A 25,633-nucleotide genomic window follows, 5' to 3' on the forward strand; every position below is an offset into this window, starting at 1 on the left:
CGTCCGGGCCGTACCGGTCCGGACGCTCGGTCTGCGGGCCTGTGACCGAGCCGCGGGCATGTGACTAAGCGCTTGCTTAGCATGTTGGGCACGCGCGACACTGTCAACCACCGCCGCCCCGGGGGAGCGCCGGACGGCGGGAGGGACCGAGCCCATCTGCGAGGATTGCGCCATGACCGATCAGGCAGCCGCCGATCCCCACCCCTGGGATCACCTCGAAGTACCGGCCGGCGAGCGCACCGAGGCCGCCCGGCGGCTGCTGCTCGCCGCCGTGGACTCCTTCGCCCGGCGCGGCTACCACGCCACCACCACCCGTGACATCGCCACCGCCGCCGGAATGAGCCCCGCCGCGCTCTACATCCACTACTCCTCCAAGGCCGCCCTGCTCTCCGAGATCAGCCGGACCGGCCACCAGGCGACCCTCGACCTGGTCGAGCGGGCCGAGGCCGCCGGCGGCGACCCGGTCGAGCAGATGCGCCGCCTGGCCGAGGAGTTCACCACCTGGCACGCCCGCGGCCACACCGTCGGACGGATCGTCAACCACGAGCTGCACGCCCTGCCGGAGGAGGACTTCGCGGCCGTCGCCGAACTGCGTCGCCGGATCGAGGACACCGTCCGCCGCATCATCGAGGCCGGCGTCGCCACCGGCGCCTTCACCGTCCCCGACGTCCGCACCGCCGCCCGCGCGGTCACCTCACTCGGCATCGACGTCTCCCGCTGGTACAGCGAACGCAGCACCGAGACCCCGGAGGAACTCGGCCGCCGCTACGGCATCCTGGTCCTCCGCATGCTCGGCGCCGCGGTCTGAGTACGACTCGCCTGCCCAGCTCGTCCGGCCGCGGTTCCCGGCTTCCGACAACCGCCCCGGCCTGTCGACGACCGGCCTTGAGGTTGCGGCCGTCGCACTCGTAATCCAGTTCTCGTGTCTCCGCGACGGCGGCAGTGCCGCTGACGATCTCGCACGCCGTGCACGACAACCTGAGCGCTTGGTATCCCACGGCCAGCCTGCCCTGTGGGCTGAAGGCGAGTGCAGAGCCCACCCAGAGTGGGGTCCGCCGCCAGTTTGCTCACGCTGAAACCTCCGATTGCACAGGAACAGGAGGTCGGACACCGGTGAGCTCGGCGGCACGATCAGCGAGAAGGGGAGCCAGCTCCGGGTACCAGCCGCGTGCGACGGCTTGCAGCATCTCGGCGAGGGCGACGAGTTCGCCAATTCGGCCGGCGGGTGTGTCGAGCACCGGGGCGAACTCCGCGCGGATGCGCGCGGCGAGGTCCGGGACGAGCAGGCTGTTCGCGTGGAGGAGGCCAGGGTCGTAGCCCACAGGTACCAGGCCCCAGCGTTCCCAGTCGAGGATGGCCAGCGGGGCGGTCAGGTTGCCCCAGTGCAGGTCACCGTGGCCGGTCACGCGCTCGACTCTCTCGGGCGCGGGGATGCCGAGGAACTGCGGGAATGCCTTGTCGATCCAGCCAGACCGCACGGTGGTCCGGACGCCTTCCGCCTGGCTCAGGTGCTCGAAGGCTCGGCTCAGACTCTGCCACCACTCGTCCGGCAGGCCGGGGTTTTGGGCCAGGTCCGGCCGGTCGGGCGAGATGACGGGATGCGCGATGTAGTCCGTGACCTCCGCCTTGTAGGCGTGAGGGTCCTCGGTCCAGTCCATCACGTCGTGCAACTTGGGACGCGGCACATCATCCGGGATCAGGACCGACGCACCGACGATGCCCTCGCCCTGGTTCCGGCCCGCGTTCGCCATGGCGGTGGAGGCCACGCGCAACCAGAGGTCACCGGCTCGGCGGCTGATTGTGCAGCCGAGGAACCCCCACACGGGATTCCCGGTGCACTTCAGCCCGAGGAGGGCCGCCGCGCTCGCGTGCGCGGTCTCCATGCGGGGTCGGGTCTCCTCATCCGGCGGCGAGTGCATCGATCACGCTCCTGAGTCGGTCGCCATCCAGGGGGACGGCCACGGCCTTTGCCGCATCGTCCCAGTGATTCACGGTGCTCGCGGACAGCAGCACCACTCGATCCGCCAGCAGTACGAGAACACCTACATCGGCCGCCCCATCGGTGGCGAGCCAACCGTCAACGACGAGGCCGACGGCATCCGCTTCGTCCAGCCCGCAGACCTCGACCAGTACGAGTACGACACCCACCCCAGCCTGCGCCAGCAGATCGGCGACTATCTCGCCGGCACCTACCCCACCTCGGCTGATTGATCAAATCTGATGCAGCATCGGCAGCGCCAACTACCCTGGCAGCCATGGACTGGCTGGAACGAGTGGCGAAGCTGAGACGGTGGACGAACAACGAAGTCCGCGCTCCGCACAAGCCGTTGCTGCTGCTCTACGCCCTCGGGAGCTACCAGCAGGATGCCGACGGCGAACTGCGTTACAGCGTGGTCGAGGAGGAGCTCAAGCGGCTGCTCGCCGAGTACGGGCCGTCGCACCCGACGACCCCGGCCTACCCCTTCCACCACCTGGTCAGCGACGGCGTCTGGGAGGTCAGAACCGACCGCGGACAGGGGAGTCCAGGTAGCGGAGTCGGGGTCCTGCGCTCCAGCGGAGCCACCGGCAGGCTCGCGTCCGACCTGCGGGCGGCGCTCGCCAAGGAACCGTCGCTGCTGAGCCGGCTGGTCCGGGTGCTGCTGGACACCCACTTCCCGCCGTCCCTGCACGTCGACCTGTGCGAAGCCGTCGGTCTCGACCTGGAGCTCGCCGAGACCGGGCCCGTGCACGGTACGGATGCCGCGACCCGGCGGCAACGTGATCGGCGGATGCGTGAACTCATACTCACCGCCTACGAGTTCCAGTGCGCGTTCTGCGGCTACGACGGGGCGCTGGGGGCGAGCACGGTCGGGCTGGAGGCCGCTCACGTGCGCTGGTGGTCGCACGACGGGCCGGACGAGGCCGACAACGGCCTGTGTCTGTGCTCGCTGCACCACAAGCTCTTCGACAAGGGGGTCCTGGGCCTCGGGGACGGCCACCGCATCCTCGTCTCCCAACGGTTCGTCGGCCGCAGCGAGGCCAGCCGACAGCACGTGCTCGCGCTCGCCGGCCGGCCGGTCATCGGCCCTCAGCCGGGCGTCCCACCGGTGGCGAGGCGGCACCGCGAGTGGCACGCCCGGCAGGTCTTCCACGGCGCACCCCGGGCGCCCGTGGACCAGCCCGTGCACACCGGCTGACAGGGGCGGCGGGTTGCCACCGTGTCGAGCACTCTCGCCGTTGCCGTCGGCTACCGATCGGACGGACCTCCCCTAGGCCCAGGCCCGAGTCAGAGCCTCGGCGCGACAGTCAGCTGGGCGGCCAGGGAGATGAAGGCGCGGATCTTGGCGCTCTCGGTGTCGGCGCGCCAGACCAGGGCGCCGTTGGCGGGTGCCATGCCGGTGAGGGGCCGGTGCGTCACGTCCGGGTGGCGGTAGAGGCGGAACAGTCCTTCGTGGGTGGCCCAGACCATGTCGAAGGCGGCGACCCGGTTGAACGCCTCCTGGTAGGTCCGGCCGCCGGCGCCCCGGGTCAGCGGTCTCCCGAGCGGGGTGAACGGGGGGAGCAGGTCGAGGCGGAGCGCCTCCGGCAGGCCGGCCGGGCCGTCGAGCACCACCCAGTCGGCCAGATCCTCGATGTCGACGCTCTCACGGGCTGCCAGCGGGTGGCCGGTGCCGACCGCCACGGCGCGCCGGTAGGAGACCAGGACCGGGCCGACCCTCAGGTCCGGCTCGGCGACCGGGAGCAGGGTCAGCAGCACGTCCACCTCGCCGCCGCGCAGCGGCCCGCGCAGATCGGCCCACGGCACCTCGATGGTGCTGATGTCGCAGGCCGGGTGGCGGCGCCCGAAGACCGCGACCACCTCGGACAGCGGCGGGCCGTTCAGACAGCCCAGGAAGCCGACCCGCAGCGTGCCGACCACCCCCTGGGCGATGGTGCGCGCCTCCTCGAAGCTCGTCCTGAGGCCCTCGTACGCGGCACCGAGGCTGCGCCGGGTGTGTTCGCCCAACGGGGTGAGTGCGACCCGCCGGCTGGTGCGGGTGAACAGCAGTCCGCCGATCCGGCGCTCCAGCGCCCGGATCAGCTGGCTGACCCGGGACTGGGACAGCCGTAACCGCTCCGCCGTGCGGCCGAAGTGCAGTTCCTCCGCCAGGACGAGAAAGGTTTCGATCTCCGTCAGGTCCATCGCCATCCCCCGTATCGATCAGCGTGGCTGATGGATTGTGCTCCAGTTCGACATTGATCGTCCATGGACCCGCTGCCAGGCTGACGGTGACGAACAGTCAACTGGGTTGAAGATTCGACGTGGAGTCATTCGTGATCGTTGTCACCGGTGCCACCGGCACCGTTGGTTCGAAGGTCGTCGCCGGGCTGCGCGAGCGCGGCGAGAGCGTGCGGGCGCTGGTCCGCGACACCGCCGACGTCCCGGCGGAGTGGGACGAGGGAGTGGAACCGGTCGCCGCCGACTTCGCGGACCCGGCCTCGCTGGACGCCGCGCTGGCGGGTGCGGACGTGATCTACCTGCTGGTCGCCGTGCACTCGGAGATGGCCGCGCACGAGCGGAACGTGATCGACGCCGCGGTCCGCACCGGGCGGCGCCCGCGGATCGTGATGCACGGCGCCGCCGGGCTGGAGTACCGCCCGGAAGGGGTGCGGTTCGTCGGCGCGCACGTCGCCGGGTACGACCACCTGCTGGCCAGCGGGCTGCCCTGGACCGTGGTGGCGCCCAACGGCTTCTACCAGAACTTCCTCGGCCAGGCCGAGTCGGTGAAGGCCGGCCGACTGGCGGTTCCGGGCGGCGAGGGCGCGGTGTCGTACGTCGACGCGCGCGACGTCGCCGATGCGGCCGTGCAGGCGCTGACCACCGAGGGGCACGACGGCCGCATCTACACCCTGACCGGCCCGGCCGCACTGACGCACGCCGAGATCGCCGCCGAGCTCGGCACGGTCGCCGGGCGGGCGGTCGAGTACCTGGCCGTGGAGCCCGAGGCGGCGCTCACCGAGATGCTCAAGGCGGGCTGGGACGCCTGGCGGGCCGAGGGAATGGTTGAGCTGTACGGGCTCTACGCGGCCGGGCACGCCGCCACGGTGAGCGCGGACGTGGAGAAGCTGACCGGGCGGCCGGCGCGCTCCTTCGCCGACTTCGCCACCGAGCACTCGGCGGTCTTCGAGTAGGCGACCGACCCTGCGGGCGGTTGACCGCGGGGGCGGACGGCCGAACCGCCCGGCACCGGGACATCGCTCCACGACCCTGGTCACCCGCGGTCGGTGTCGCGGACCGGCGGGCCGGCCGGCAGGGGGCGCGAGCCGCGCCTTCACACGCCGGCCGGCCTGCGGACGCAAGGCGTACGGCCCCTCGGGCACTGACCGGCGCCCGGCGGCACGGACGCGGGTAACGCACCGGGGACGTCGTTCCGCACCGCCGACGCAGACTCCGTACGGCCGGCGCGGGCTCCGTGAAGCCGGCGCCGATGGCGCCCAACCAGCCGATCGTGCCTACTGGTCGCTGATGACCGAGAACACGCCGCCCTCCGCGTCACGCAGCCGGGCCACCCTCCCGTACGGGGAGTCGCTCGGGTCGTCCACCACCGCCCCGCCGAGGGCGATCGCGTGGTGCACCGCGGCATCCGTGTCGGCCACCGAGAAGAACACCTCCCAGTGCGGGACCACCTCGGTGGCCGTACGCAGCGCGGCCACGCTGCGGCCCTCGGAGCGCAGCACGACCCGCTCGTGCTCGTAGCGCACCTCGAAGTGCGCCGGGTCGCGGCTGTCCCAGAGGAAGACCTCGCCGTAGAAGAGCGCGGCGGCGAACGGGTCCACCGTGCGCAGCTCGATCCAGACGGCGGCACCGGGCGATTTCACCCAGGTGGCGCAGCCGAGGTCGCCCTCCCAGATGCCGAAGGCCGCACCGAACAGGTCGGCGGCGAGCGCGACGCGTCCGGCGTCGAAGGCCAGCGGGCCGACCGCGACGGTCGCGCCGCGCTCCCTCACCCGGGCGGCAGCCTCGTTGGCACTCTCGATGCCGAAGTACGTGGTCCAGGCGACGGGCGGTTGCCAGTCCCCGGCGGCCACGCCGATGCCCGCGACCTCCACGCCGTCCACCACCGCGCGCAGATACGGCCCCCAGCGGTCGGGGCCGGGTTCGAAGGTCCAGCCGAGCAGTGGCCCGTAGAAGGCCCGGGCGTCCTTGAGGTCGCGCGCCATCAGGCTGACCCAGCACGGGGTGGCCGGTACGCAGCGTACGGTGACGGTTTGCTCGCTCATTCGGACGTACCCCTTCCGGTGCCGGCAGGTCTCAGCGTAGGGGCAGCGCCGGGCCACGGCACGGTCCGCCTCGCGGGGCTCTGGGCAGGTCGGGCGCCGTGGCGGGCCCCCCACCGTCCGGCTGCGACCGCCGCCGGGACGTCCCGGCGGCGCCCGCCACGCGCCCGGCGCGGCAAAGTCCCCTCGGTAGCCGCGCCGCCCTCCGGCTCAACTCGGCTGCCAGCCCCGCGGGTCGACACCGCCGGGGACCGGCGCGCCCTGGTCGTAGGGGGCGCGGGTCAGTACGAAGCTGCCGATGTCCAGGTGGCTCACCGCACCGTCCGCCGTCCGGGCCACCCGGAGCGTCTCCCCCGCGTAGTAGCCGTCCAGACCGGTCCAGGTGCCGTCCGGCTCGGCCCGGAAGCCGGATCCCCGGCCCGAGCCACCCATCGGCGCGAGCTCCAGCGCGCGGTCGGCGCGCAGCCGCAGGACGTGCGCCGAGGGCCCCCAGTACCAGGGGCCGGTCAGCGCGACCAGCTCCGGATCGGCCTCGGGCAGCGGGCGCCAGGGCTCCGGGAGGCGGGGTTCGCGCTCGGCGACGATCCGGATCAGGTCGGCGGCGATCACCGGGACCGGGGCCCCGGAGGTCACGTTGGACAGCACCACGGCGGCCAGGTCGTCCTCCTCGCTCACCCAGAGCGTGGCCAGGAAGCCGGGCATCGAACCGGTGTGGCCGAACAGCACCCTGCCGTCCTCCCGCCACAGTTGCACACCGAGCCCGTACGAGGAGGTCCACTCCGGTCCGTCCGGCTGCGCCGCGGGACGGCGCATCTCGGCGACGGCGGCGGGGCTCAGCACCTGCTCGTGCCCGGTGGCCAGGAACGCCGCCCAGTGGGACAAGTCCGCTGCGGTGGACCAGAGTTGACCGGCCGGTGCCATCACCCCCGTGTCCTCCAGCGGTTCGGGCAGCATGACGTCCGCCCACGGGTGCACCGCGAACCCTCCGGCGTGCGGCGGCCGGGGCGACAGGGTGGTCCGGGTCAGGCCGAGCGGGTCCAGCACCTCGCGGCGCAGCACGTCGCCCCAGGGCTCCCCGCGCAGCCGCTCGACCAGGGCGCCCAGCAGGGCGTAACCGGTGTTGGAGTAGTGGTAACGGCGTCCGGTCGGGTGCCGCATCGGCTGCTCGCCGAGCACGTCCGCGAGCTCGGGCCGCAGGGCCCCCGGTGTCCGCTCCCACCAGGGGCCCGGCGTCTCGGAGGCCAGGCCGGAGGTGTGGGACAGGAGTTGGGCGATGGTCAGCCGGCCGACGGAGGTACCGGGCAGGTGCCGCTCCAACGGGTCGGTCAACTCCAGCAGGCCCTCCTCCCGTAGGCGCATGACCAGCACCGCGGCGAAGCCCTTGGTGAGGGAGCCGATCCGGTACTGCACGTTCTCGTCCGGCCGGTGGTCGTCGATCATGCTCCGCCCGTCGGACCAGATCAGGTGCCCGCCCCGGACCACCGCACCCACCAGCGACGGTGTGCGCCCCTCCGCCTGCCCGACGGCCAGCCGGTGCAACAGGGCTCGCCGGGTGGCGGGAAGCAACTCCTCGACCGGAAAGGACATCTGACTCCTCGTTCCCGTTCGTGTCCGGCTCGGCGCGGCCGACCATACCCCGGGCTCCACCGGACCCGCCTCCCTTTTCCCGGGCGCCGTACGACCGCGCACGGCCCGGGCGGTGCTGCCGCCGATCCGGCTGCCGGGTGGGCGGGGCGGCTCCGGGCGGCACGGGCTTGCGGGGAGCTGCGCGCCCGGGCGGCGCGGGCGCCGTCCGGCCGCCGGTGCCGCACAGTCACCACCCGATCAGATTCACGGTTCGCCGCGCGACCGCACGGAGAAGAGAGTGTGATGGGGACGCGGTAGCGGGCCGACGGACGTGAGGAGCTGGGGATGGAGAGCGCGTACGTGATCGTGGGTGCCAGCTTGGCGGGGGCCAAGGCGGCCGAAACCCTGCGCGAGGAGGGTTTCGAGGGGCCGGTGGTCCTGATCGGGGACGAGCAGGAGCGCCCGTATGAGCGCCCGCCGCTCTCCAAGGGGTACCTGATGGGCAAGACCGCGCGGGAGAAGATCCACGTCCACTCCCCCGAGTGGTACAAGGAGCATTCGATCGATCTCCGCCTGGGCACCACCGTCACCGCCGTGGACCTCGCCGCGCACCGGGTGACGCTGGCCGACGGCAGCAGCATCGGCTTCGGCAGACTGCTGCTCACCACCGGCGCGAGCCCGCGCCGGCTGCAGGTGCCGGGCGCCGACCGGGAGAACGTCTGCTACCTGCGCCGGGTCGAGGACAGTGACCGGATCCAGGCGTTCCTGCGGCCCGGCGCCAGGGTGGCCGTGATCGGTGCCGGGTGGATCGGCATGGAGACCGCGTCCGCCGCACGCGAAGCCGGCTGCGAGGTCACGGTGCTCGGGCGGTCGGAGCTGCCGCTGCTGGGCGCCCTGGGCCGGGAGGCGGCGCGGGTCTTCGCCGATCTGCACCGCGACCACGGGGTGGAGCTGCGCTTCGGCGTCCAGGTCACGGAGATCACCGAGCACGGGGTCCGGCTCGGCGACGGCACGCTGGTCGAGGCGGACGCGGTGATCGTCGGCATCGGGGTCACCCCGAACACCCGACTCGCCGCCGCGGCCGGACTGAGGGTCGACAACGGCGTGCTGACCGACCAGCACCTGCAGAGCTCGCACCCGGACGTGTTCGCGGCCGGCGACGTGGTCAACGCCTTCCACCCGCTGTACGACAGGCCGATCCGGGTCGAACACTGGGCCAACGCGCTGCACCAGCCGAGGACGGCGGCGCGTTCGATGCTCGGCGAGGAGGCGGTGCACGACCGGGTGCCGTACTTCTTCACCGACCAGTACGAGCTGGGCATGGAGTACACGGGCTACATCGAGCCCGGTGGCTACGACCGGGTGGTCTTCCGGGGCGACGTGCCGGGGCGGGAGTTCATCGCCTTCTGGCTCTCCCGTGACCGGGTGCTCGCCGGAATGAACGTCAACATCTGGGACGTGACCGACGCGATCCGCGACCTGGTCCGCTCCGGACGCCCGGTGGACCCGGACGCCCTGGCCGACCCGGACACGCCGCTCGACCGGACCGGCCGGCCCCAGCAGGGCTGACCGATCCGGGCGGGGCCGGAGCCAGGGCCGGGACGGGACTCGAGGCCGAGGCGGGAGTCGGGGCCCGGGCAGCACGCCGGGTGGCGGCGCGCTCAACCGGCCCGGGCGGTGAACGAGTCCATCGCGCGGAGCTACTTGAGCTCGTCGTGCGCCTTGGTCAGCAGTTGCATCGCGAGGTCGTTGAGCGCTCTGGCCCCGGCGACCTCCTCACCGACTCTGGGCTGCGGCGCGTCGGCGTGGTGCCGGGTGCTGTAGCCATGGGAGCGGACCTCCGTGCCGTCCGGGAGCCGGACCAGCGCGACGGCCTTGGTGCGGTCCCCTTCTTCCTGGAACTCCAGCTCCACGTGCCATCCGACGAGTGTGTGCATCATGATCGCCACCTCCACGGGTTCCGCTATCCAGCGTGCTCCGGGCGGCGGGCGCTCGCCACCCGCCCCGGTGGCGATCCTGACGGACGCCGGATGGGGGCGGTAGCGGTGCGGGACAGGTCCGGGCGGGTGTGGGCCTTCTCGGCCCCAGTGCGCCCGGACGGCCGGCGGGGCAACCGGGAGCCATGTTGAACGCGTTCAGTTTTGCCATAGAGTCTACTGCGGCAGTGTTTTGAACGCGTTCAAGCGCGGCGCCGACCGACAACGGCCACGCCCGCGCACGTCCACACAAGGGGTGGGACCGTGACCGCACAAGGGGTGGGACCGTGACCGCACTGGTCAACCTCATCGTCATGCTCGGCATGTTCGTCGTGATACCGACAGGGCTCACGCTCATCGACGGCCCCGGCACCGGCCGGGCGGCCCGGCTCTGGCCGATCGCCGCCACCGCGGGCGCGCTGGCGCTCTGGCTGCCGCGCGGGCCGGGCGCCACCGCTCTGGGCTGCGGCTACGCCGGCGCCACCCTGGCGCTGGCCGCGCTGGCGCCGCTGCGGCTGCGCCTCACCGGATCCCTCGCCCCCGCCGAGATCGCCACGCTGACCGCGCTCGTGACACCCTCGGTGGCCGGCGTTGCACTGGTCGCCGAACGCTCCGGGCACCGGCTGTTCGGCTTCGACCTCAGGATCCTGGCGCTCACCGTGCCGCACTTCCACTTCGCCGGATTCACCGCCGCGCTGATCGCCGGCCTCCTCTGCCGCACCTCCCCCGACCGGCTCGCCGCCCGGGCCGCGGCACTCAGCGTCCCGGTCGGCACCCTGCTGGTCCTCGCCGGGTACTTCATCGACGACTGGGCCCAACTCCTCGGCGCCGTCGTGCTGACCTGCGGCATGTGGCTGGTCGGACTGCTCACCTGGCGGGACCTGCGCTCCCGCGCCTGCTCGAGGGACCTGCTCACCGGCCGGCTGTTCGCCGTCTCCTCCGCGGTGCTCGCCGCCACCATGGTGCTCGCACTCTGGTGGGCCCTCGGCCGAGCCGCCGGCTTCCCGCACCCCACACTGACCTGGATGGCCGCCACCCACGGCCTCGGCAACGCGCTCGGCTTCGCGCTCTGCGGACTGCTCGCCTGGCGCCGGACCAAGGAGCTCCACCCGTGACCAGCAAGCTCAACTACCCGGAGGTCGGCCGTACCACGGTCCCCGGCCGGGCACTGCCCGCCGGCTACAACCACCTCCACCACCGGGTCCTGATAGGCCACGGCCGGGACGTCCTTCAGGCCGCGGGCGCGGCCGTCACCGGCTGGCGGATGCACCGTGCAGCCGGAGTCCGGATGCGGACGACCGCGGTCCGGGCGGAACCGGGGGTCGCGGTCGAGTGCGCGATCGGCATCGGGCCGCTCCGGCTGACCGCGCCGTGCGAGGTGGTCTGGAGCAGCTACCAGCCCGACCGGATCGGCTTCGCGTACGGCACCCGCAACGGGCACCCCGAGTGCGGCGAGGAGTCCTTCGTCGTCGAGATGGGCCCGGACAAGGCCGTCTGGTTCACCGTGACCGCTTTCAGTCGCCCCAGCCGCTGGTACACCCGGCTGGCCGGGCCGATCGTGCCCTACCTGCAGCTGCGTTACGCCCGGCACTGCGGACGCACCCTGCGGCGGCTGGCCGGCTGCGGCTGAGCAAGCGTTCGAAGCGTGCGGGGAGCGAACGACCGGCGGCGGCCAGCGCCGGGGCCAGACCGAGGCCGTATCCGATCGCCGGCGGGACGCCAGAGGAGGTCCGGCCGCGGGCGGCCGCGCCGAGCGGCGCAGCGGCCCGTATCCGCGCCCCGGTGCCCGGCACGTCCCCGGCGTGCGCGCCGACCGCGAGGGCGGCCCGGGCACCGCGGCCGCCCCGTCCACGGGGACTCTCACCGGCCGAGCCGCCGCAGGGCCCGCCCGGCGCGCAGCACGACCCCAACCGGGCGCACCCACAGTGCCGCGCATGCGTCGACCGTCCACACCAGTGTCCGGATCATCGTCAACAACGCCCTTCTCCCAACGGTGTTCTGGCCTTCTCGGCGTGGTATGGCGAGAAGTACGGGTTGAGCCGGACGGCCTCGCGCAGCTGGCCGTCGGCCTCGGGTACGCCGAGCGAGCGCTCGATCGCGCTCCGGTGGTGGGCGAACACCGCACCGGACCAACCGGTTTCGGCGGCCCGGCGAGCCGGGCCGAGGGCGTCCCGGTCGTGGCCGGCCCGACGCGGGGCCCGGCCGAGTTCGTCGGCGGCCAGGACACTCTTCATCTCCAGGGCAGCGGGGCGGGAGCTGGTCCGAGGGCGGGTGCGCGCGCGTCCAACCGCCGGGCACTCGCGGGCCGTTCGGCCGTGCCACAACCTAAGGCGGCGGTTGATCTTCGCGTACGCGCGACCCCGGTCACGCACCGGATGGGCCACCGATTTCCCCCGTAAGGATCAAGAATTCACGATCGGAGGACATCCGGGCCACCGCGGGCACGGGCGTTCGAGCTCGGCGCCGATGACGTGCGGCCACGAACCGCCCTTGGCACTGCCGCTCGACGATGGGTTTCCCCACGCAGCCTGCCCGGGGCTGGTACACCGGCCGCCCGGGCCCGAAGGCGGGTTCGCTGCCCGGCGGGCTGACGCCGGGATCCGACTACGTGCCGGCGTTCGGGTGACCGGTGCGCCGCGCCAGGAATAGCGGGCCGCCGGCTTTGGTTGAGGCGGGTCGTACGTCCACCGACCGCACTGAAAGGGCAGGTGTCCCGAGATGAGCACCGTCGAGCTGACCAAGGACAACTTCGACGAGGTCGTCCAGGGCCCGGATGGCAAGGGCTTCGTCTTCATCGACTTCTGGGCGAGCTGGTGCGGGCCGTGCCGCCAGTTCGCCCCAGTGTACGAGAAGGCTTCCGGGCGCCACCCCGATCTGGTCTTCGCCAAGGTGGACACCGAGGCGCAGCAGGAGCTGGCGGCGGCGTTCGAGATCCGCTCGATCCCGACCCTCGCGATCATCCGTGACGGGGTCCTGGTGTTCTCGCAGCCGGGCGCGCTTCCGGAGCCGGTGCTGGAGGACTTGATCGGCAAGGCCCGGGCGCTGGACATGGACGAGGTCCGCGCCAAGGTGGCGGAGGAGCAGGCGAACGCTCGGGGGTGACCGGCCTGGAGGCGGCTCTCCACGACGGCCGGGCCGGCCTTTCCGGGGCCGGCCGACTGTCGTGCAACTCCCCGGGCGCGGTGGCCGGCACGGCCTGTTACACGGTCCGGTCCGTACTCGTCGGGTCGGGTCGACCCCTGGACGGTCCCGGTCACCTGCTCCCCGCGCCACCCGCGGCACCTGCTGCGCGGACACGCCCCTGGACGGACCTGATCCCTTGAACGGACGCCCGCTGCGGCTCCGGTCCGCGCTGTTATTGCCGACGACACGCCGTCGGTGCGGCCGCCGGGCGGGGTGGGCCCGTCGGAGGATGGTTCCGCCCCGTCGGATGGCGGCGGCAGCGCACGCACAGCGGCAGCAGAGCGAGAGCGAGAGCCATGACCCCGCAACCCGAGCAGTACGACGTGGTGGTCCTCGGCGCGGGTCCGGCCGGCGAGAACGTCGCCGACCGCACCCGCGCCGCCGGGTTGAGCACCGTCATCGTGGAGAGCCAGTTGGTCGGCGGCGAGTGCTCGTACTGGGCCTGTATCCCGAGCAAGGCACTGCTGCGACCGGGCAGCGCGCTGGCCCACGTACGCGCCCTGCCCGGTGCCAAGCAGGCCGTCAACGGCGGTCTGGACACGGCCGCCGTACTGGCCTACCGGGACGAGTTCACCTCCCACTGGCACGACGACGGCCAGGTCGAGTGGCTCCGCTCGGCCGGGATCGACCTGGTGCGCGGGCACGGTCGACTGGCGGGTGAGCGGGCCGTGCTGGTCGACGACGAACGGCTGCTGACCGCCCGGCACGCCGTCGCCGTGTGCACCGGCAGCCGCCCCGCCCTGCCGCACATCCCCGGGCTGGCCGAGGCCCACCCCTGGACCAGCCGGGACGCCACCAGCTCCGCCGTCGTACCGCCCCGGCTGGCGGTGGTCGGCGGCGGCGTGGTCGCCGTCGAGATGGCGGCCGCCTGGCGCTCACTGGGCTCCGAGGTCACCGTGCTGGCCCGCGGAGGGCGGCTGCTGGGACGGATGGAGTCCTTCGCGGGCGAGCTGGTCGCCGAGGGCCTGCGGGAGGCCGGAGTTGACGTACGGTTCCACACCGAGGTCACCGCGCTGCACCGTGACGGGCCGGTGACGCTCACCCTCGGCGGCGACGGGGAGCTGGTGGCCGACCAAGTGCTTTACGCCACCGGGCGGTTGCCCCGCACCGACGACATCGGAATGGAGAGCATCGGCCTCTCCCCCGGCAACTGGCTCGACGTGGACGACAGTTGCCTGGTCAAGACGGTACAGGGCGGCTGGCTCTACGCCGTCGGCGACGTCAACCACCGCAACCTGCTCACCCACCAGGGAAAGTACCAGGCGCGGATCGCCGGCGCCGCGATCGTCGCCCGCGCCCGCGGGGAGCAACCGGACACCTCCGTGCGCTGGGGCGAGTACGCGGCCAGCGCGGACACCGCGGGGCCGCCCCAGGTGGTCTTCACCGAGCCGGAAGCGGCGGCGGTCGGTCTGACCCTCGACGCCGCCGAGCGCGCGGGACTGCGCGTGCGGGCGATCGACTACGAACTCGGCCAGGTCTCCGGCGCCTCGCTCTACACCGACGGTTACCAGGGGCGGGCCCGGATCGTGCTCGACCTTGAACGCCGGGTGGTCGTCGGCGCGACCTTCGTCGGCCCGGCCGTGGCCGAACTGCTGCACTCCGCCACCGTGGCCGTGGTCGGCGAGGTCCCGATCGACCGGCTCTGGCACGCGGTCCCGGCCTTCCCGACCATCAGCGAGGTGTGGCTGCGACTGCTGGAGACGTGCCGGGACAGCGGGTGAGCTGTCGAGGCGGTCGACACGCCGGGGGCGCGCGGCAGCCGGGGGTATCCACGAAGGAGATCAGATGAGCGGGACACTGTTGGCCGTCGGCACGCAGAAGGGCCTCTTCCTGGGACGCAGCCCCGACCGGGTGCGGTGGGAGTTCAGCGGGCCGCACTTCCAGATGAACGCGATCTACTCGATCGGGATCGACCGGCGGGACGGACGGGTGCGGCTGCTGGTCGGGGCCGACAGCAGCCACTGGGGACCGTCCGTGCAGTGGTCCGACGACCTGGGGGCGAGCTGGCAGGACCCGCCCCGCCCGGCCGTGCGCTTCCCCGCGCACACCGGGACCTCGCTGGAGCGGGTCTGGCAGCTCCAGCCCGCGGGGAACGAGGCCCCCGGCGTGGTGTACGCGGGGACACAGCCCGCCGCCCTGTTCCGCTCGGAGGACCGCGGTGAGAGCTTCACCCTGGACGAGTCGCTCTGGTCCCACCCGCAACGCAAGGACTGGGCGGCCGGGTTCGGCGGCCAGGGCCTGCACACCGTCATCACCGATCCGCGCGACGCGAACGTGCTGACGGTGGCGGTCTCCGCCGGCGGGGTGTACCGCACGGCGGACGGCGGGCGGGCCTGGCATCCCTCCAACGCCGGTATCCGGGCGCCGTTCCTGCCGAACCAGTACCCGGAGTTCGGCCAGTGCGTGCACAAGGTGGCGGCCGACCCCGTCGACCGCGACCGCCTCTACCTGCAGAACCACGGCGGGGTCTACCGCAGTGACGACGGCGGCGGCCACTGGCAGGACGTCGGCGACGGCCTCCCCGCCACGTTCGGCTTCGGCGTCGCCACCCACCCCCGGCAGTCCGGCACGGCCTACCTCTTCCCGCTCGACGCCGACTACGCCCGGCTCCCGGTCGGCCACCGCTGCCGGATCTTCCGCACCCAGGACGCGGGCGCCAGCTGGCACCCGCTCTCCGACGGCCTGCCGGAAGGAGACCACTACGGTGTGGTGCTGCGCGACGCGCTCTGCACCGACGACGGCGAACCGGCCGGGGTGTACTTCGGCAACCGCAACGGCGAGGTCTACGGCAGCGCGAACGACGGCGACAGCTGGGCGCTGATCACCTCGCACCTGCCGGACGTGCTCTGCGTCCGGGCGGCGGCGCTGTCCTGAACGAGGGGCCGTCGCGGCACCGCCCCGGCGGAGGCGTCCTGAGCGAGGGGCCCTGCGAGCAGCTTCGAGAGAGCCGCTATGCGAACAGCTCCGCGGTGACGAACCCGGGAGCAACTCCGAGACGGCAGGCGCGGAACAGGGCTCGGAGCCAAGAGGGCAGCCGTGGGACGACGGCTGCGAGCGATCCCGAATCGAGGTCATCTCAAGCGGGGAGCCGTCGATGCTGGTGGCGAGTTGGATCTACTGCCCGCCGGCGGGTCGATCTCGGCCCAGTGATGCGCTTGCCTGCAGCGTCGCGGAGGGCGTCGGCGAGGGCGGGGAAGGCGGGGCGGGGGCAACCAGGTCGAACGGGTTCTCGCCCGCCGGCCGTGGCCCGCCAACCTCGAGGACCGAAGCGACCCGCGCGCCGATCCGCCGGCCGTGCACCACCGTCAGCGTTCCGCGCCCCCGCGTTCCGCACTCCGGCGCTCGGCCGCCCGCAGCCGATCGCTGACCTCACCCAGACTCTCGCCCAGCATCGCCAGCTGTTCCCGGCTCAGCACGTCGATCAGCACCTCGCGCACGGTGGCGACATGCCCCGGCGCGGCCTCCCGCAGGACTCGCCAGCCTTCCTCGGTCAGCTCGGCGAACACCCCGCGCACATCGCTGGCACAGGAGCGGCGGCGGACCATCCCCGCCTTCTCCATCTGGGTGACCTGGTAGGTCAGGCCACTCTTGGAGGTGACCAGCCGGTCGGCCAGATCGGTCATCCGCAGCGAGCCGTCGGGCACCGCGGAGAGCTGCACCAGGATCTCGTACTGGGTGTGGGAGAGTCCGGCGTTCTCCTTGAGCTGCTGCTCCAAGCGCCGTTCGATCAGGTTGCTGGCGACGACGAAGCCCCGCCAGGCAGCCATCTCCTGCTCGTCGAGCCAACGGGGTTTATCCATGACGCCATTCTACCCTGTTGTTCAAATTCGAACTAAGGTGTACCGTCGAACATGCACGGTTCAAATTTGAACTACTTAGCCGGGAGTCGAGCAGACCATGACCACCGCCGCCCCCACGCGCATGCCCGCTCTCTACCTCTCGCACGGCGCACCCCCGCTGGCCGACGATCCGGTCTGGCCCGGCGAGCTGGCCGCCTGGTCGGCCGGGTTGCCCCGGCCGAGGGCGATCCTGATGATCTCCGCGCACTGGGAGGAGGCCCCGCTAGCCCTGGGTGCGACCACCCCCGTGCCACTGGTCTACGACTTCTGGGGCTTCCCCGAGCACTACTACCGGGTCCAGTACGCCGCCCCTGGCGCACCGGAGCTCGCGGAGAGCGTACGCAAGCTGCTGCGCGCCCCCGGCGTCCCGCTCCAGGACATCCCCGACCGCGGGCTGGACCACGGCGCCTACGTGCCGCTGGTGGAAATGTTCCCGGACGCCGACGTCCCGGTGCTCCAGGTCTCGATGCCGACCCTCGACCCCCAGCGGCTACTGGAGATCGGCCGCCGGCTGGCTCCGCTGCGCGACGAGGGCGTACTGATCGTCGGCAGTGGCTTCTTCACCCACAACCTGCGGGCGATCAGCCCCGACGGCCGAGTGCCCTCCGTGATGGCCGAGTTCGACGACTGGGGCCGGCGCGCCATGGCCGCCCAGGACCTGGACGCACTGCTCGATTTCGAACGCAAGGCTCCCGCCGCGAGGTTGGCCCACCCCCGGACCGAGCACTTCGCACCGCTCTTCGTCACCCTCGGCGCGGGAGAGGCCGACCTCGGCTCGCAGCGCAGCGTCATCGACGGCTTCTGGATGGGCCTCGCCAAGCGCTCGATCCAACTCGGCTGAGCCGCCGCCCCGTCCCGTCCCACCCCTCGCCCACCGCCCCCTCGACCCACCGCGTCCCGGCCCCGCACCGCCACTCCGCCTCCCGGCAGCCCGAAGGGCCGACCGGGAGCGCCCGTTGATCGCCCGATCGGCCCTTCGAACCCTGCGGTCAGCCGGCGTCCGCATCACCACCGACCGCGAAGGCGGTGCCACCGGCGCCACTGGCGTCGGCGTCACCACCGACCGCGGCGGCCACGCCACCGGCAGCGGTGTCGGTCGCGTCGCCGCCGACGGCGTAGGCGCCGTTCGGGGACACGACCGCATCGAGGTGGTGGGCGAAGGCCACATCGGCGCCGCCGATGAGAGCGACGCCGGCCATGGCCGCCGCAGCGGCGATCCTGGCGATCGAGGTGCGCATGAGTCCTCCGGATGTGGTGCGGAACCAGATTGCTGACAGGACGCCACGATCTTCGGCGCACCGGAGCGCGACCCGGCAACCGGACGCACCCGATCCACCCTCACGGACCACGAAATACACCGGTACGGCCGAGCAGCCGCCCGCCGACACCGGAGGCCGCCTCCGTGCGGCCGCCCTTGACCCTGACACTGGCGGCAGGGTTGCACGCTCTCCCCATGAACAGCATCGACAGCACCACCCCGCTGCACGGAAAGGTCGTCGTGGTCACGGGCGCGGGGACCGGGATCGGCCGCGCCACCGCACACGAGTTCGCCGCCCTCGGCGCCGAGGTGGTGGCCGTCGGGCGCCGTCCCGGGCCCCTCGCCGAGACGGCCGCCGGCTGCGCCTCCTCCCGGATCACTCCCCTGTCCGCCGACATCACCGCCCCCGGTGCGTGCGATCGGCTCGTCGAAACCGCGCTGGCCCGGCACGGGCGCCTGGACGTCCTGGTGAACAACGCGGGGATCACCCGCAGCACACCGCTCGGCGGCATCTCACCCGCCGCGCTCGAACCGCTGCTGGCCACCAACCTCACCGCCCCGATCCTGCTCACCCAGGCCGCACTTCCCGCGCTGACCGCCGCCCGCGGCGTGGTCGTCAACGTCACCACCTCGGTCGGTCAGCGCGCCTGGCCCGGTGGCGCCGCGGTGTACGCGGCCACCAAGTCCGCGCTGGAACTCCTCACCCGCAGCTGGGCGGTGGAGCTCGCTCCGCGCGGCGTCCGGGTGGTGGCCGTCGCCCCGGGTGCGATCGAGACGCCGATCGGCGAGCATGCGGGACACACGCCGGAGCAGAGCGCCCGGATCCGCGACTGGCAGATCGCCCACACCCCGCTCGGCCGGCTCGGCCGGCCCGAGGAGGTCGCCTGGGCGATCACCCGGCTGGCCTGCCCGCAGAGCTCCTTCGTCACCGGCGTAGTCTTCCCCGTGGACGGCGGCGCGGTCGTCGCATGAGACCGGCGGGGTGCGTGGGGGCGACGGTGCGGATCGGTGAACTGGCCGCGACCTCTGGCGTGTCGGTCCGTGCCCTGCGGCACTACGAGCAGGCCGGCCTGGTCCACTCCGAGCGTTCGGACAACGGCTACCGGTCGTACGGTGTCGAAGCCGTCAATCGGGTACGCAACATCCGCCATCTGCTGGACGCCGGCCTGACCCTGGAAGACGTCCGGGTCTTCCTGCCCTGCCTGGACGGCGACTTGACCACCGCCGCCCCCTCCGCGAAGGGCCTGCGGGTGGCGCTGGACCGGCTCGCCGTGCTGGAACGGCGGATCGCGGCGCAGCGCGAGGTGCGCGACCGCCTCGCGGCCGCCCTGCGCTCGGCCGGAGTGACGCCTGGAGTGATGACAGGGTGACGATCCGGATGCCGGCCGGACTGATGGGCGGAGTTACGGGCAACACCACGGCCGCGCTCACGATCAGGGGTAGGCGGGAGGCGGCGAGGCCGGGCAGAGTGGCGTCATGCAGACACCACTCACCGTGATGGACTTCCTCGACCGGGCCGAGCTGGTCTACGGAGACCGCGTCGGCCTGGTCGACGAGCCGGTTCAACCAGCCGAATCCTGGGGCGAGGTGACGTACCGACGGATGGCTCAGCTGGCCCGCGCCCAGGCCGCCGGCCTGGACCGGCTCGGCGTCGGTCCCGGCGAGCGGGTCGCCGTCGTCTCGCACAACTCGGCCCGCCTGATGACCTCGCTGTACGGGGTGAGCGGCCACGGCCGGATCCTGGTACCGGTCAACTTCCGGCTGAAGGCGGAGGAGGTGGCGTACATCGTCGAACAGAGCGGTGCCTCCGTCCTGTTGGTGGACCCGGAACTGGACGAGGCGCTCGCCGGGATCGCGGTCAAGCACCGGTTCGTGCTCGGCGCCGGGAGCGACGAGGTGCTGTACGACTTCGCGAACGAGCCGGTCCGGCACCCGGTCAGCGAGTCGCAGACCGCGACCGTCAACTACACCAGCGGAACCACCGCCCGTCCCAAGGGAGTCCAGCTCACCCACCGCAACCTGTGGCTCAACGCGGTGCTGATGGGACTGCACTTCGGGGCGAGCGACCGGGACGTCTATCTGCACACGCTGCCGCTGTTCCACGTCAACGGCTGGGGCCTGCCGTTCGGGCTGACCGGGCTCGGCGCCCAGCACGTCATCCTGCGCAAGGTGGACGGCGCCGAGATCCTGCGCCGGGTCGAGCGGCACGGGGTGACCTTCCTGAGCGGCGCACCCGCCGTCGCGGCGATGATCCTGGAGGCCGCCGCCGACTGGGACGGGCCGGTCCCGGGGCGGGACCGGGTCCGCATGGTCCTCGCCGGCGCACCGCCGCCCACCGCGCTGGTGCAGCGCTTCGAGGACGAGTTGGGCTGGGAGTTCATGCAGCTCTACGGCCTGACCGAGACCTCTCCCCTGGTCACGGTCAACCGCGGCCGGGCCGAGTGGGACGCGCTCCCCGCCGCCGAGCGGGCCGGGAAGCTGGCGCAGGCCGGTGCGCCCGCGCTGGGCACCCGGCTGCGGGTGGACGGGCAGGGTGAGGTGCTCGTCCGCTCCAACACGGTGCTGGAGGGCTACTGGCAGCAGGCGGAGGAGACGGAGGCGGTGCTGAAGGACGGCTGGTTCCACACCGGCGACGGCGGCACCCTGACGGACGGCTACCTCGCCATCGCCGACCGGAAGAAGGATGTCATCATCTCCGGTGGCGAGAACGTCTCCTCGATCGAGGTGGAGGACTGCCTCTACCGCCACCCGGCGGTCCTGGAGGTCGCGGTGATCGGCGTGCCGGACGCCAAGTGGGGCGAGACGGTCAAGGCGCTGGTCGTCCTCAAGGACGGGCACCGCGCCGACGAGGCGGAGCTGATCGCGCACTGCAAGCAGCGGCTGGCCGGCTACAAGTGCCCGACCTCGCTGGAGTTCCGTGACGCGCTGCCCAGGACCGCCACCGGCAAGCTGCAGAAGTTCCGGCTGCGCTCGCCCTACTGGGAGGGACACGAGCGGCAGGTCAACTGACCGCGGCGGGCCGGGTGACGGTCCATCGGATCGGTCCGGCCGGGCGACGGACTCCTGACCAAAATCCCGACCGCCCGGCCCGGCGCGGCCGTTACGCTGTGGATGCCGCAGCACCTCGCCGTTGGAGACGTAGGAAGGGCACCCGGATGGCAGAGCTCACCTCGCTACTGGACGACCTGCGGGCGGAGAGCGCCGACCTGGACGACCTGGTCGCCGGACTGGCCGGGGCCGGGCTGGCCACCCCGACCCCGGCCACCGGCTGGACCATCGCCCATCAGATCGCCCACCTGGCCTGGACGGACCGCTGGTCGCTGCTGGCGGCCCGCGACCCGGAGGGCTTCCGGGCCGCCGCCGAGCGGGAGTTCACCTCCGGCGCGGATCCAATCGAGGCGGGCGCGGCGGAGGGCGCGGGCGAGGAGGGCGCCGTACTGCTGGACCGCTGGCGCGCGGGGCGGGCGGAGTTGGCGTCCGCCCTGCGTGAGGCCGAGGCCGCCGGGCTCCGGCTGCCGTGGTTCGGGCCGCCGATGAAGCCCGCCACCATGGCCACCGCCCGGCTGATGGAGACCTGGGCACACGGGCAGGACGTCGCGGACGCCCTCGGCGTGGAGCGCGAGCCGACGGGCCGGCTGCGGCAGGTGGCCCACCTGGGCGTACGGACCATGGGGTTCGCGTTCGCCCTCCACGGACTGCCGGTACCGCCACCCGACCTGCCGCTCCGCGTTGAACTCTCCGCACCCACCGGCGAATTGTGGACCTGGGGCCCCGAGGGCGCGGCCGACCGGGTGAGCGGTCCCGCACTGGACTTCTGCCTTCTGGTGACCCAGCGTCGACACCGGGACGACCTGGCACTGCACGCCGAGGGCGCCACGGCGTCGGCCTGGCTGCCGATCGCCCAGGCGTTCGCGGGTCCTCCCGGAGGCGGCCGGCTGCCGGGAGCGGCCGGCTGACCGGACCCACCGACGCATGGTCGGCGTCCGCCGCCGGAGCCGAGGCAGGGGATCTCCTGTCCGACCGGGCAGCCTAACCGTCCGACAGCCCCGGCACAGGCGAAGGCGGCCGGGCCTTCGGCGCTCCGTGGCACACAACCCGGGGCTCCGCCCGACGGCAATCAGGGCACCCAGCTGACCGCATGAGGGCCGGACGCCAGGCTCCCGGAGCTCGGTACCGATGCCTCAGACACCGATGCGGAGCGCGGTCAGACGGGTGGCGACCAAGTTGGTGGCGCCGTGGTCGCGCTCCACCAGGCCGTGGACGAGGAGGCCGGCCCGGTCCAGGGCGGTGCGGCGGTTGGGCTCCCAGACCATGCGGTTGCACACGACGTTGATCAGTCCGGTCTCGTCCTCCAGGCTGAGGAAGAGGACACCGCCTGCGGTCGGTGGACGCTGACGGTGCGTCACCAGTCCGCCGACCAGGACGGAGGTGCCGGGCTCGATCCCCGGGAGGGCCGATGCCGGGAGGACTCCGCCCCGGTCGAGGGTGGGGCGCAGGTGCTGCATGGGGTGGCTGGTGGCGGAGGTGCCGGTGGCCCAGAGGTCGGCGATGGTCTCCTCGACCGGAGTCATGGCGGGCAGCGGCGGCGCGTCCACACCGGGGGCGGTTCCCGGCAGGGTGTCCGGCGAGACGGTCGCGTACACCCCGGCGGACCACAGCGCCTGGCGCCTGGTCAGCCCGAAGCAGCCGAAGGCCCCGGCCGTGGCCAGTGCCTCCAGGACCGGCGCGGGCAGGACCGTGCGCCGGGCGAAGTCCTCCAGGTCCGCGTAGGGCTGCCCGGCGGCGATCGCCTCGGCCTGCGGGGCGCCGATCCCCCGGACGGTGGTCAGCCCGAGCCGGATGGCGGGCTGCGGATTGACGGGACGGCCGGGACGGCCGCGGCCGGGCAGGACCGGGACGCCTTCCAGGGTGGGCCTCGGGGCACTGGCGTTGACGTCCACCCCGAGGACCTGGACGCCGTGCCGCCGGACATCGGCGACCAGGCTCAACGGCGAGTAGAAGCCCATGGGTTGGTTGGCCAGCAGGGCGCAGGTGAAGGCGGCCGGGTAGTGGTGCTTGAGCCAGGCACTGGCGTACACCAGGTAGGCGAAGCTGATCGCGTGGCTCTCCGGGAAGCCGTAGTTGGAGAACGCCTCGATCTTGACGTAGACGTCCTCGGCGATGTCGGCGCGGATGCCGCGCTCGGCCATGCCGTCCAGCAGGCGCTGCCGCAGTTCGGCGACCCGCCGGTGGGAGCGTTTGGCGCCCATCGCCTGGCGCAGCCGGTCGGCCTCGGCCGGGGTGAACCCGGCGCAGTCGATGGCCAGTTGCATCATCTGCTCCTGGAACAGCGGCACCCCGAGGGTCTTGCTCAGGGCGTTCTCCATCAACGGGTGCGGGCAGTGGGCCGGTTCGACCCCGGCGCGGCGGCGCAGGTAGGGGTGGACGGAGCCGCCCTGGATCGGTCCGGGTCGGATCAGCGCGACCTCGACCACCAGGTCGTAGAACTCGCGCGGCTTCAGTCTCGGCAGGGTGGCCATCTGGGCCCGCGACTCGACCTGGAAGACGCCGACCGTGTCGGCCCGGCAGAGCATCTCGTACACCGCCTCGTCATCCGGCGGAATGGCGGCCAGGTCGAGCCGGCGGCCGTGGTGGGCGGCGATCAGGTCGCAGGTGTCGTGCAGGGCGGAGAGCATGCCGAGACCGAGCAGGTCGATCTTGACCAGCCCGGCTCCGGCGGTGGAGTCCTTGTCCCACTGCAGCACCGAGCGCCCCGGCATCCGGGCCCACTCGGTGGGGCAGATCTCGCCGACCGGTTCCCGGGTGAGCACCATGCCACCCGAGTGGATGCCCAGATGCCTCGGCAGCCCGTGGAGTTGGCGGCCGAGGTCGAGCACGTCGGCGGGGATCACCGCGTCCGCCCCGGGTGGGCCGTGGAAGTCGACCTGCCGGGTGAAGGCCTCGATCTGCCCCTGCGGGTAGCCGAGCACCCGGGCAGCGTCGCGCAGCGCCAGCCGGGGCCGGTAGGTGATGACGTTGGCGACCTGGGCGGCGTGCTCGCGCCCGTAGCGGCGGTAGACGTACTGGATGACCTCCTCGCGGCGGCGGTTCTCGATGTCGAGGTCGATGTCGGGCGGCCCGTCGCGTTCGACGCTGAGGAAGCGCTCGAAGAGCAGCCGGTAGCGGATCGGGTCCACGGCGGTGATGCCGAGGGCGTAGCAGACGGCGGAGTTGGCGGCGGAGCCCCGGCCCTGGCACCAGATGTCCTGCTTCCGGCAGAAGTCCACGATGTCGTGGACGATGAGGAAGTACCCGGCCAGGTCCAGCTGTTCGATGACGTCGAGTTCGCGGGCGAGCTGGCGCAGCGCGGGTTCGTTGCCGGCACCGAACCGGACCGGGCCGGCCTCGGCGACCAGGGCGCGCAGCTGGCCGGTCTCGCTCTGCCCCTCGGGCACCGGGAAGCCCGGGAGCCGGGGGTCCAGTCCGCCGAAGTCGAAGGCGCAGGCGCGGCCCAGTTCCACGGTGGCCTGCTGGACGCCCGGGTAGCGGGCCAACCGGGCGGCCATCTCGCGGCCGGACCGCAGATGGGCCGTGCCGGAGGCCTGCGTCCAGCCGGCCGCCTGCTCGACGGTGCGGCGCTCGTGCAGTGCGGCCAGCCCCTGGGCCAGTCTGGCCTCGGCCGGGGTGGCGTGGTGCACGTTGTTGGAGGCGACGGCGGTCAGACCGAGCTCCGCCGCGAGCGCGGCCAGCCGGTCGTTGCGCAGGTCGTCGCCGGGCAGGCGCTGGTCGATCAGTTCGACATGGACGTTCTCCCGGCCGAACGCCTCCATCAGCAGCTGGAGTTCGCGCTTCGCCGCCGCCGGACCGCCGGAGGCCAGCGCGGCGGGTACCCGTCCCTTGCGGCAGCCGGTGAGCACCGCCCACTGGCCCTGGTGGGCGGCGGCGAGCCTGGCGAAGTCGTACGCCGGACGGTTCTTGGCACCGCCCGCGAGCTGGGCGGCACTGATCTCGGCGGACAGGCGGCGGTAGCCGGCCGGGCCGCGGGCCAGGACCAGCAGATGCTCGTCGGGGCTCAGCCCGAGCTCGGCGCCGAAGACGGTCCGCAGTCCCAGGTCCTTTGCCGCGTCGGCGAACCGCACCGCCCCGTACAGGCCGTTGTGATCGGTGAGCCCGACGGTCTCGATACCGAGCCGGACCGCTTCCTCGGCCAGCACCTCGGGATCGCTCGCGCCGTCGAGGAAGCTGAACGCCGAGTGGGTGTGCAGCTCCGCCCACGGGACTCCCGCCCCGGGCGGGAGTTGGGACGGCGACGGCGTGCGCGGGGACGGGCGGCGGCGCAGCGGTACGACATCGCCGCCGGTACGCGCGGGCGCGGGCCCGCCGGTCCGGTCGGCCCCTGGCTCGAACCTGCCGGTACGCACGGGCGCGGGCGCGGACTCGCCCGGTCGGCCGGCCATGCGGCGGCGCAACTCGTTCCAGGGGAGTGAGGGGTGACTGGTGAATCCCATCGCGGGTCGTGCTCCGTCGGGGTGGTGCGGGGTGGTGCGGTGGTGCGGTTCGGCCTGCCGGAGCCTCCTTCGTGCCGTCCGTCCACG

At 72.9% G+C, this 25,633-nt stretch carries 23 protein-coding genes and 1 pseudogene; 15 read left to right on the forward strand and 9 right to left on the reverse strand.

What is annotated here, in order from left to right; genetic code table 11:
* Positions 1-172 precede the first annotated feature (172 nt).
* Positions 173-808: a TetR/AcrR family transcriptional regulator gene (locus tag ABD369_RS08235; protein WP_344635581.1), complete on the forward strand. Its 636-nt coding sequence runs from the start codon at positions 173-175 to the stop codon at positions 806-808.
* Between the two features lie 259 nt (positions 809-1,067).
* On the opposite strand, the gene ABD369_RS08240 is transcribed toward ABD369_RS08235, so the two are convergent.
* Entirely contained in the window at positions 1,068-1,883 is an 816-nt protein-coding gene (locus tag ABD369_RS08240; protein WP_344635582.1) for a hypothetical protein, read from the reverse strand.
* A 136-nt stretch (positions 1,884-2,019) separates the two neighbouring features.
* Between ABD369_RS08240 and ABD369_RS08245 the strand changes: the two are divergent.
* Both ABD369_RS08245 and ABD369_RS08250 read left to right on the forward strand, forming a co-directional pair.
* A pseudogene (locus ABD369_RS08245) lies at positions 2,020-2,211 on the forward strand (NUDIX hydrolase); the annotation flags it as partial.
* A gap of 44 nt (positions 2,212-2,255) precedes the next feature.
* On the forward strand, positions 2,256-3,176 hold the full coding sequence (locus ABD369_RS08250; RefSeq protein ID WP_344635583.1) for a phosphorothioated DNA-binding restriction endonuclease: 921 nt from the start codon (positions 2,256-2,258) through the stop codon (positions 3,174-3,176).
* An 89-nt stretch (positions 3,177-3,265) separates the two neighbouring features.
* Here ABD369_RS08250 and ABD369_RS08255 read toward each other — a convergent pair whose 3' ends face one another.
* Positions 3,266-4,162, reverse strand: coding sequence for a LysR family transcriptional regulator (locus ABD369_RS08255; RefSeq protein ID WP_344635584.1), 897 nt, complete (start codon positions 4,160-4,162; stop codon positions 3,266-3,268).
* Between the two features lie 131 nt (positions 4,163-4,293).
* On the opposite strand from ABD369_RS08255, the gene ABD369_RS08260 reads away from it, so the two are divergent.
* Positions 4,294-5,151, forward strand: a complete 858-nt coding sequence (locus tag ABD369_RS08260) for an SDR family oxidoreductase (RefSeq protein ID WP_344635585.1) — start codon at positions 4,294-4,296, stop codon at positions 5,149-5,151.
* Between the two features lie 321 nt (positions 5,152-5,472).
* Here the strand turns inward: ABD369_RS08260 and ABD369_RS08265 are convergent, their stop codons facing one another.
* Positions 5,473-6,240, reverse strand: a complete 768-nt coding sequence (locus ABD369_RS08265) for a VOC family protein (RefSeq protein WP_344635586.1) — start codon at positions 6,238-6,240, stop codon at positions 5,473-5,475.
* A 207-nt stretch (positions 6,241-6,447) separates the two neighbouring features.
* Positions 6,448-7,824: a serine hydrolase domain-containing protein gene (locus ABD369_RS08270; RefSeq protein WP_344635587.1), complete on the reverse strand. Its 1,377-nt coding sequence runs from the start codon at positions 7,822-7,824 to the stop codon at positions 6,448-6,450.
* A 318-nt stretch (positions 7,825-8,142) separates the two neighbouring features.
* On the opposite strand from ABD369_RS08270, the gene ABD369_RS08275 reads away from it, so the two are divergent.
* Complete coding sequence (locus tag ABD369_RS08275; protein ID WP_425557562.1) at positions 8,143-9,372, forward strand: NAD(P)/FAD-dependent oxidoreductase; 1,230 nt, start codon at positions 8,143-8,145, stop codon at positions 9,370-9,372.
* 131 nt (positions 9,373-9,503) lie between these two features.
* On the opposite strand, the gene ABD369_RS08280 is transcribed toward ABD369_RS08275, so the two are convergent.
* Entirely contained in the window at positions 9,504-9,743 is a 240-nt protein-coding gene (locus ABD369_RS08280) for a DUF1876 domain-containing protein (protein ID WP_344635589.1), read from the reverse strand.
* Between the two features lie 323 nt (positions 9,744-10,066).
* On the opposite strand from ABD369_RS08280, the gene ABD369_RS08285 reads away from it, so the two are divergent.
* The gene (locus ABD369_RS08285; protein WP_344635590.1) at positions 10,067-10,894 is read left to right on the forward strand and encodes a YndJ family protein; all 828 of its coding nucleotides are present in this window, start codon (positions 10,067-10,069) and stop codon (positions 10,892-10,894) included.
* A complete protein-coding gene (locus ABD369_RS08290; RefSeq protein ID WP_344635591.1) occupies positions 10,891-11,409 on the forward strand; it encodes a DUF1990 domain-containing protein in 519 nt (172 codons plus the stop codon). The genes ABD369_RS08285 and ABD369_RS08290 overlap by 4 nt, the downstream gene beginning before the upstream one ends.
* Before the next feature lie 340 nt (positions 11,410-11,749).
* On the opposite strand, the gene ABD369_RS08295 is transcribed toward ABD369_RS08290, so the two are convergent.
* A complete protein-coding gene (locus ABD369_RS08295; protein WP_344635592.1) occupies positions 11,750-12,013 on the reverse strand; it encodes a hypothetical protein in 264 nt (87 codons plus the stop codon).
* 484 nt (positions 12,014-12,497) lie between these two features.
* On the opposite strand from ABD369_RS08295, the gene ABD369_RS08300 reads away from it, so the two are divergent.
* The 3 genes from ABD369_RS08300 (at position 12,498) to ABD369_RS08310 (ending at position 15,836) form a co-directional block, all read left to right on the forward strand.
* Positions 12,498-12,881 carry a thioredoxin family protein gene (locus ABD369_RS08300; protein ID WP_344635593.1) on the forward strand — a complete coding sequence of 128 codons (384 nt, stop codon included), beginning with the start codon at positions 12,498-12,500 and terminating at the stop codon, positions 12,879-12,881.
* A 377-nt stretch (positions 12,882-13,258) separates the two neighbouring features.
* Positions 13,259-14,683 carry a dihydrolipoyl dehydrogenase family protein gene (locus ABD369_RS08305; protein ID WP_344635594.1) on the forward strand — a complete coding sequence of 475 codons (1,425 nt, stop codon included), beginning with the start codon at positions 13,259-13,261 and terminating at the stop codon, positions 14,681-14,683.
* Between the two features lie 64 nt (positions 14,684-14,747).
* Positions 14,748-15,836, forward strand: a complete 1,089-nt coding sequence (locus ABD369_RS08310) for a WD40/YVTN/BNR-like repeat-containing protein (protein ID WP_344635595.1) — start codon at positions 14,748-14,750, stop codon at positions 15,834-15,836.
* 431 nt (positions 15,837-16,267) lie between these two features.
* Here ABD369_RS08310 and ABD369_RS08315 read toward each other — a convergent pair whose 3' ends face one another.
* Positions 16,268-16,762: a MarR family winged helix-turn-helix transcriptional regulator gene (locus tag ABD369_RS08315; RefSeq protein WP_344635596.1), complete on the reverse strand. Its 495-nt coding sequence runs from the start codon at positions 16,760-16,762 to the stop codon at positions 16,268-16,270.
* Between the two features lie 97 nt (positions 16,763-16,859).
* On the opposite strand from ABD369_RS08315, the gene ABD369_RS08320 reads away from it, so the two are divergent.
* Positions 16,860-17,642, forward strand: a complete 783-nt coding sequence (locus ABD369_RS08320) for a dioxygenase family protein (RefSeq protein WP_344635597.1) — start codon at positions 16,860-16,862, stop codon at positions 17,640-17,642.
* A gap of 148 nt (positions 17,643-17,790) precedes the next feature.
* Here ABD369_RS08320 and ABD369_RS08325 read toward each other — a convergent pair whose 3' ends face one another.
* A complete protein-coding gene (locus ABD369_RS08325) occupies positions 17,791-18,039 on the reverse strand; it encodes a hypothetical protein (RefSeq protein ID WP_344635598.1) in 249 nt (82 codons plus the stop codon).
* 215 nt (positions 18,040-18,254) lie between these two features.
* Between ABD369_RS08325 and ABD369_RS08330 the strand changes: the two genes are divergently transcribed.
* The 4 genes from ABD369_RS08330 to ABD369_RS08345 all read left to right on the forward strand — a co-directional run bounded on the left by ABD369_RS08330 (position 18,255) and on the right by ABD369_RS08345 (position 22,015).
* Complete coding sequence (locus ABD369_RS08330) at positions 18,255-19,031, forward strand: SDR family NAD(P)-dependent oxidoreductase (protein WP_344635599.1); 777 nt, start codon at positions 18,255-18,257, stop codon at positions 19,029-19,031.
* Positions 19,028-19,429 carry a MerR family transcriptional regulator gene (locus ABD369_RS08335; RefSeq protein WP_425557557.1) on the forward strand — a complete coding sequence of 134 codons (402 nt, stop codon included), beginning with the start codon at positions 19,028-19,030 and terminating at the stop codon, positions 19,427-19,429. Before ABD369_RS08330 ends, ABD369_RS08335 begins: the two co-directional genes overlap by 4 nt.
* Before the next feature lie 106 nt (positions 19,430-19,535).
* Positions 19,536-21,068 (forward strand): AMP-binding protein, encoded by a 1,533-nt coding sequence (locus tag ABD369_RS08340; protein ID WP_344635600.1) that lies wholly within the window; start codon positions 19,536-19,538, stop codon positions 21,066-21,068.
* 146 nt (positions 21,069-21,214) lie between these two features.
* Positions 21,215-22,015 carry a TIGR03084 family metal-binding protein gene (locus tag ABD369_RS08345; RefSeq protein ID WP_344635601.1) on the forward strand — a complete coding sequence of 267 codons (801 nt, stop codon included), beginning with the start codon at positions 21,215-21,217 and terminating at the stop codon, positions 22,013-22,015.
* 225 nt (positions 22,016-22,240) lie between these two features.
* Here the strand turns inward: ABD369_RS08345 and ABD369_RS08350 are convergent, their stop codons facing one another.
* Complete coding sequence (locus ABD369_RS08350; protein ID WP_344635602.1) at positions 22,241-25,546, reverse strand: error-prone DNA polymerase; 3,306 nt, start codon at positions 25,544-25,546, stop codon at positions 22,241-22,243.
* Between the last annotated feature and the right edge of the window lie 87 nt (positions 25,547-25,633).

It is taken from the genome of Kitasatospora cystarginea (assembly GCF_039533515.1).
In the GTDB taxonomy this organism is placed as follows: Bacteria; Actinomycetota; Actinomycetes; order Streptomycetales; family Streptomycetaceae; genus Kitasatospora; species Kitasatospora cystarginea.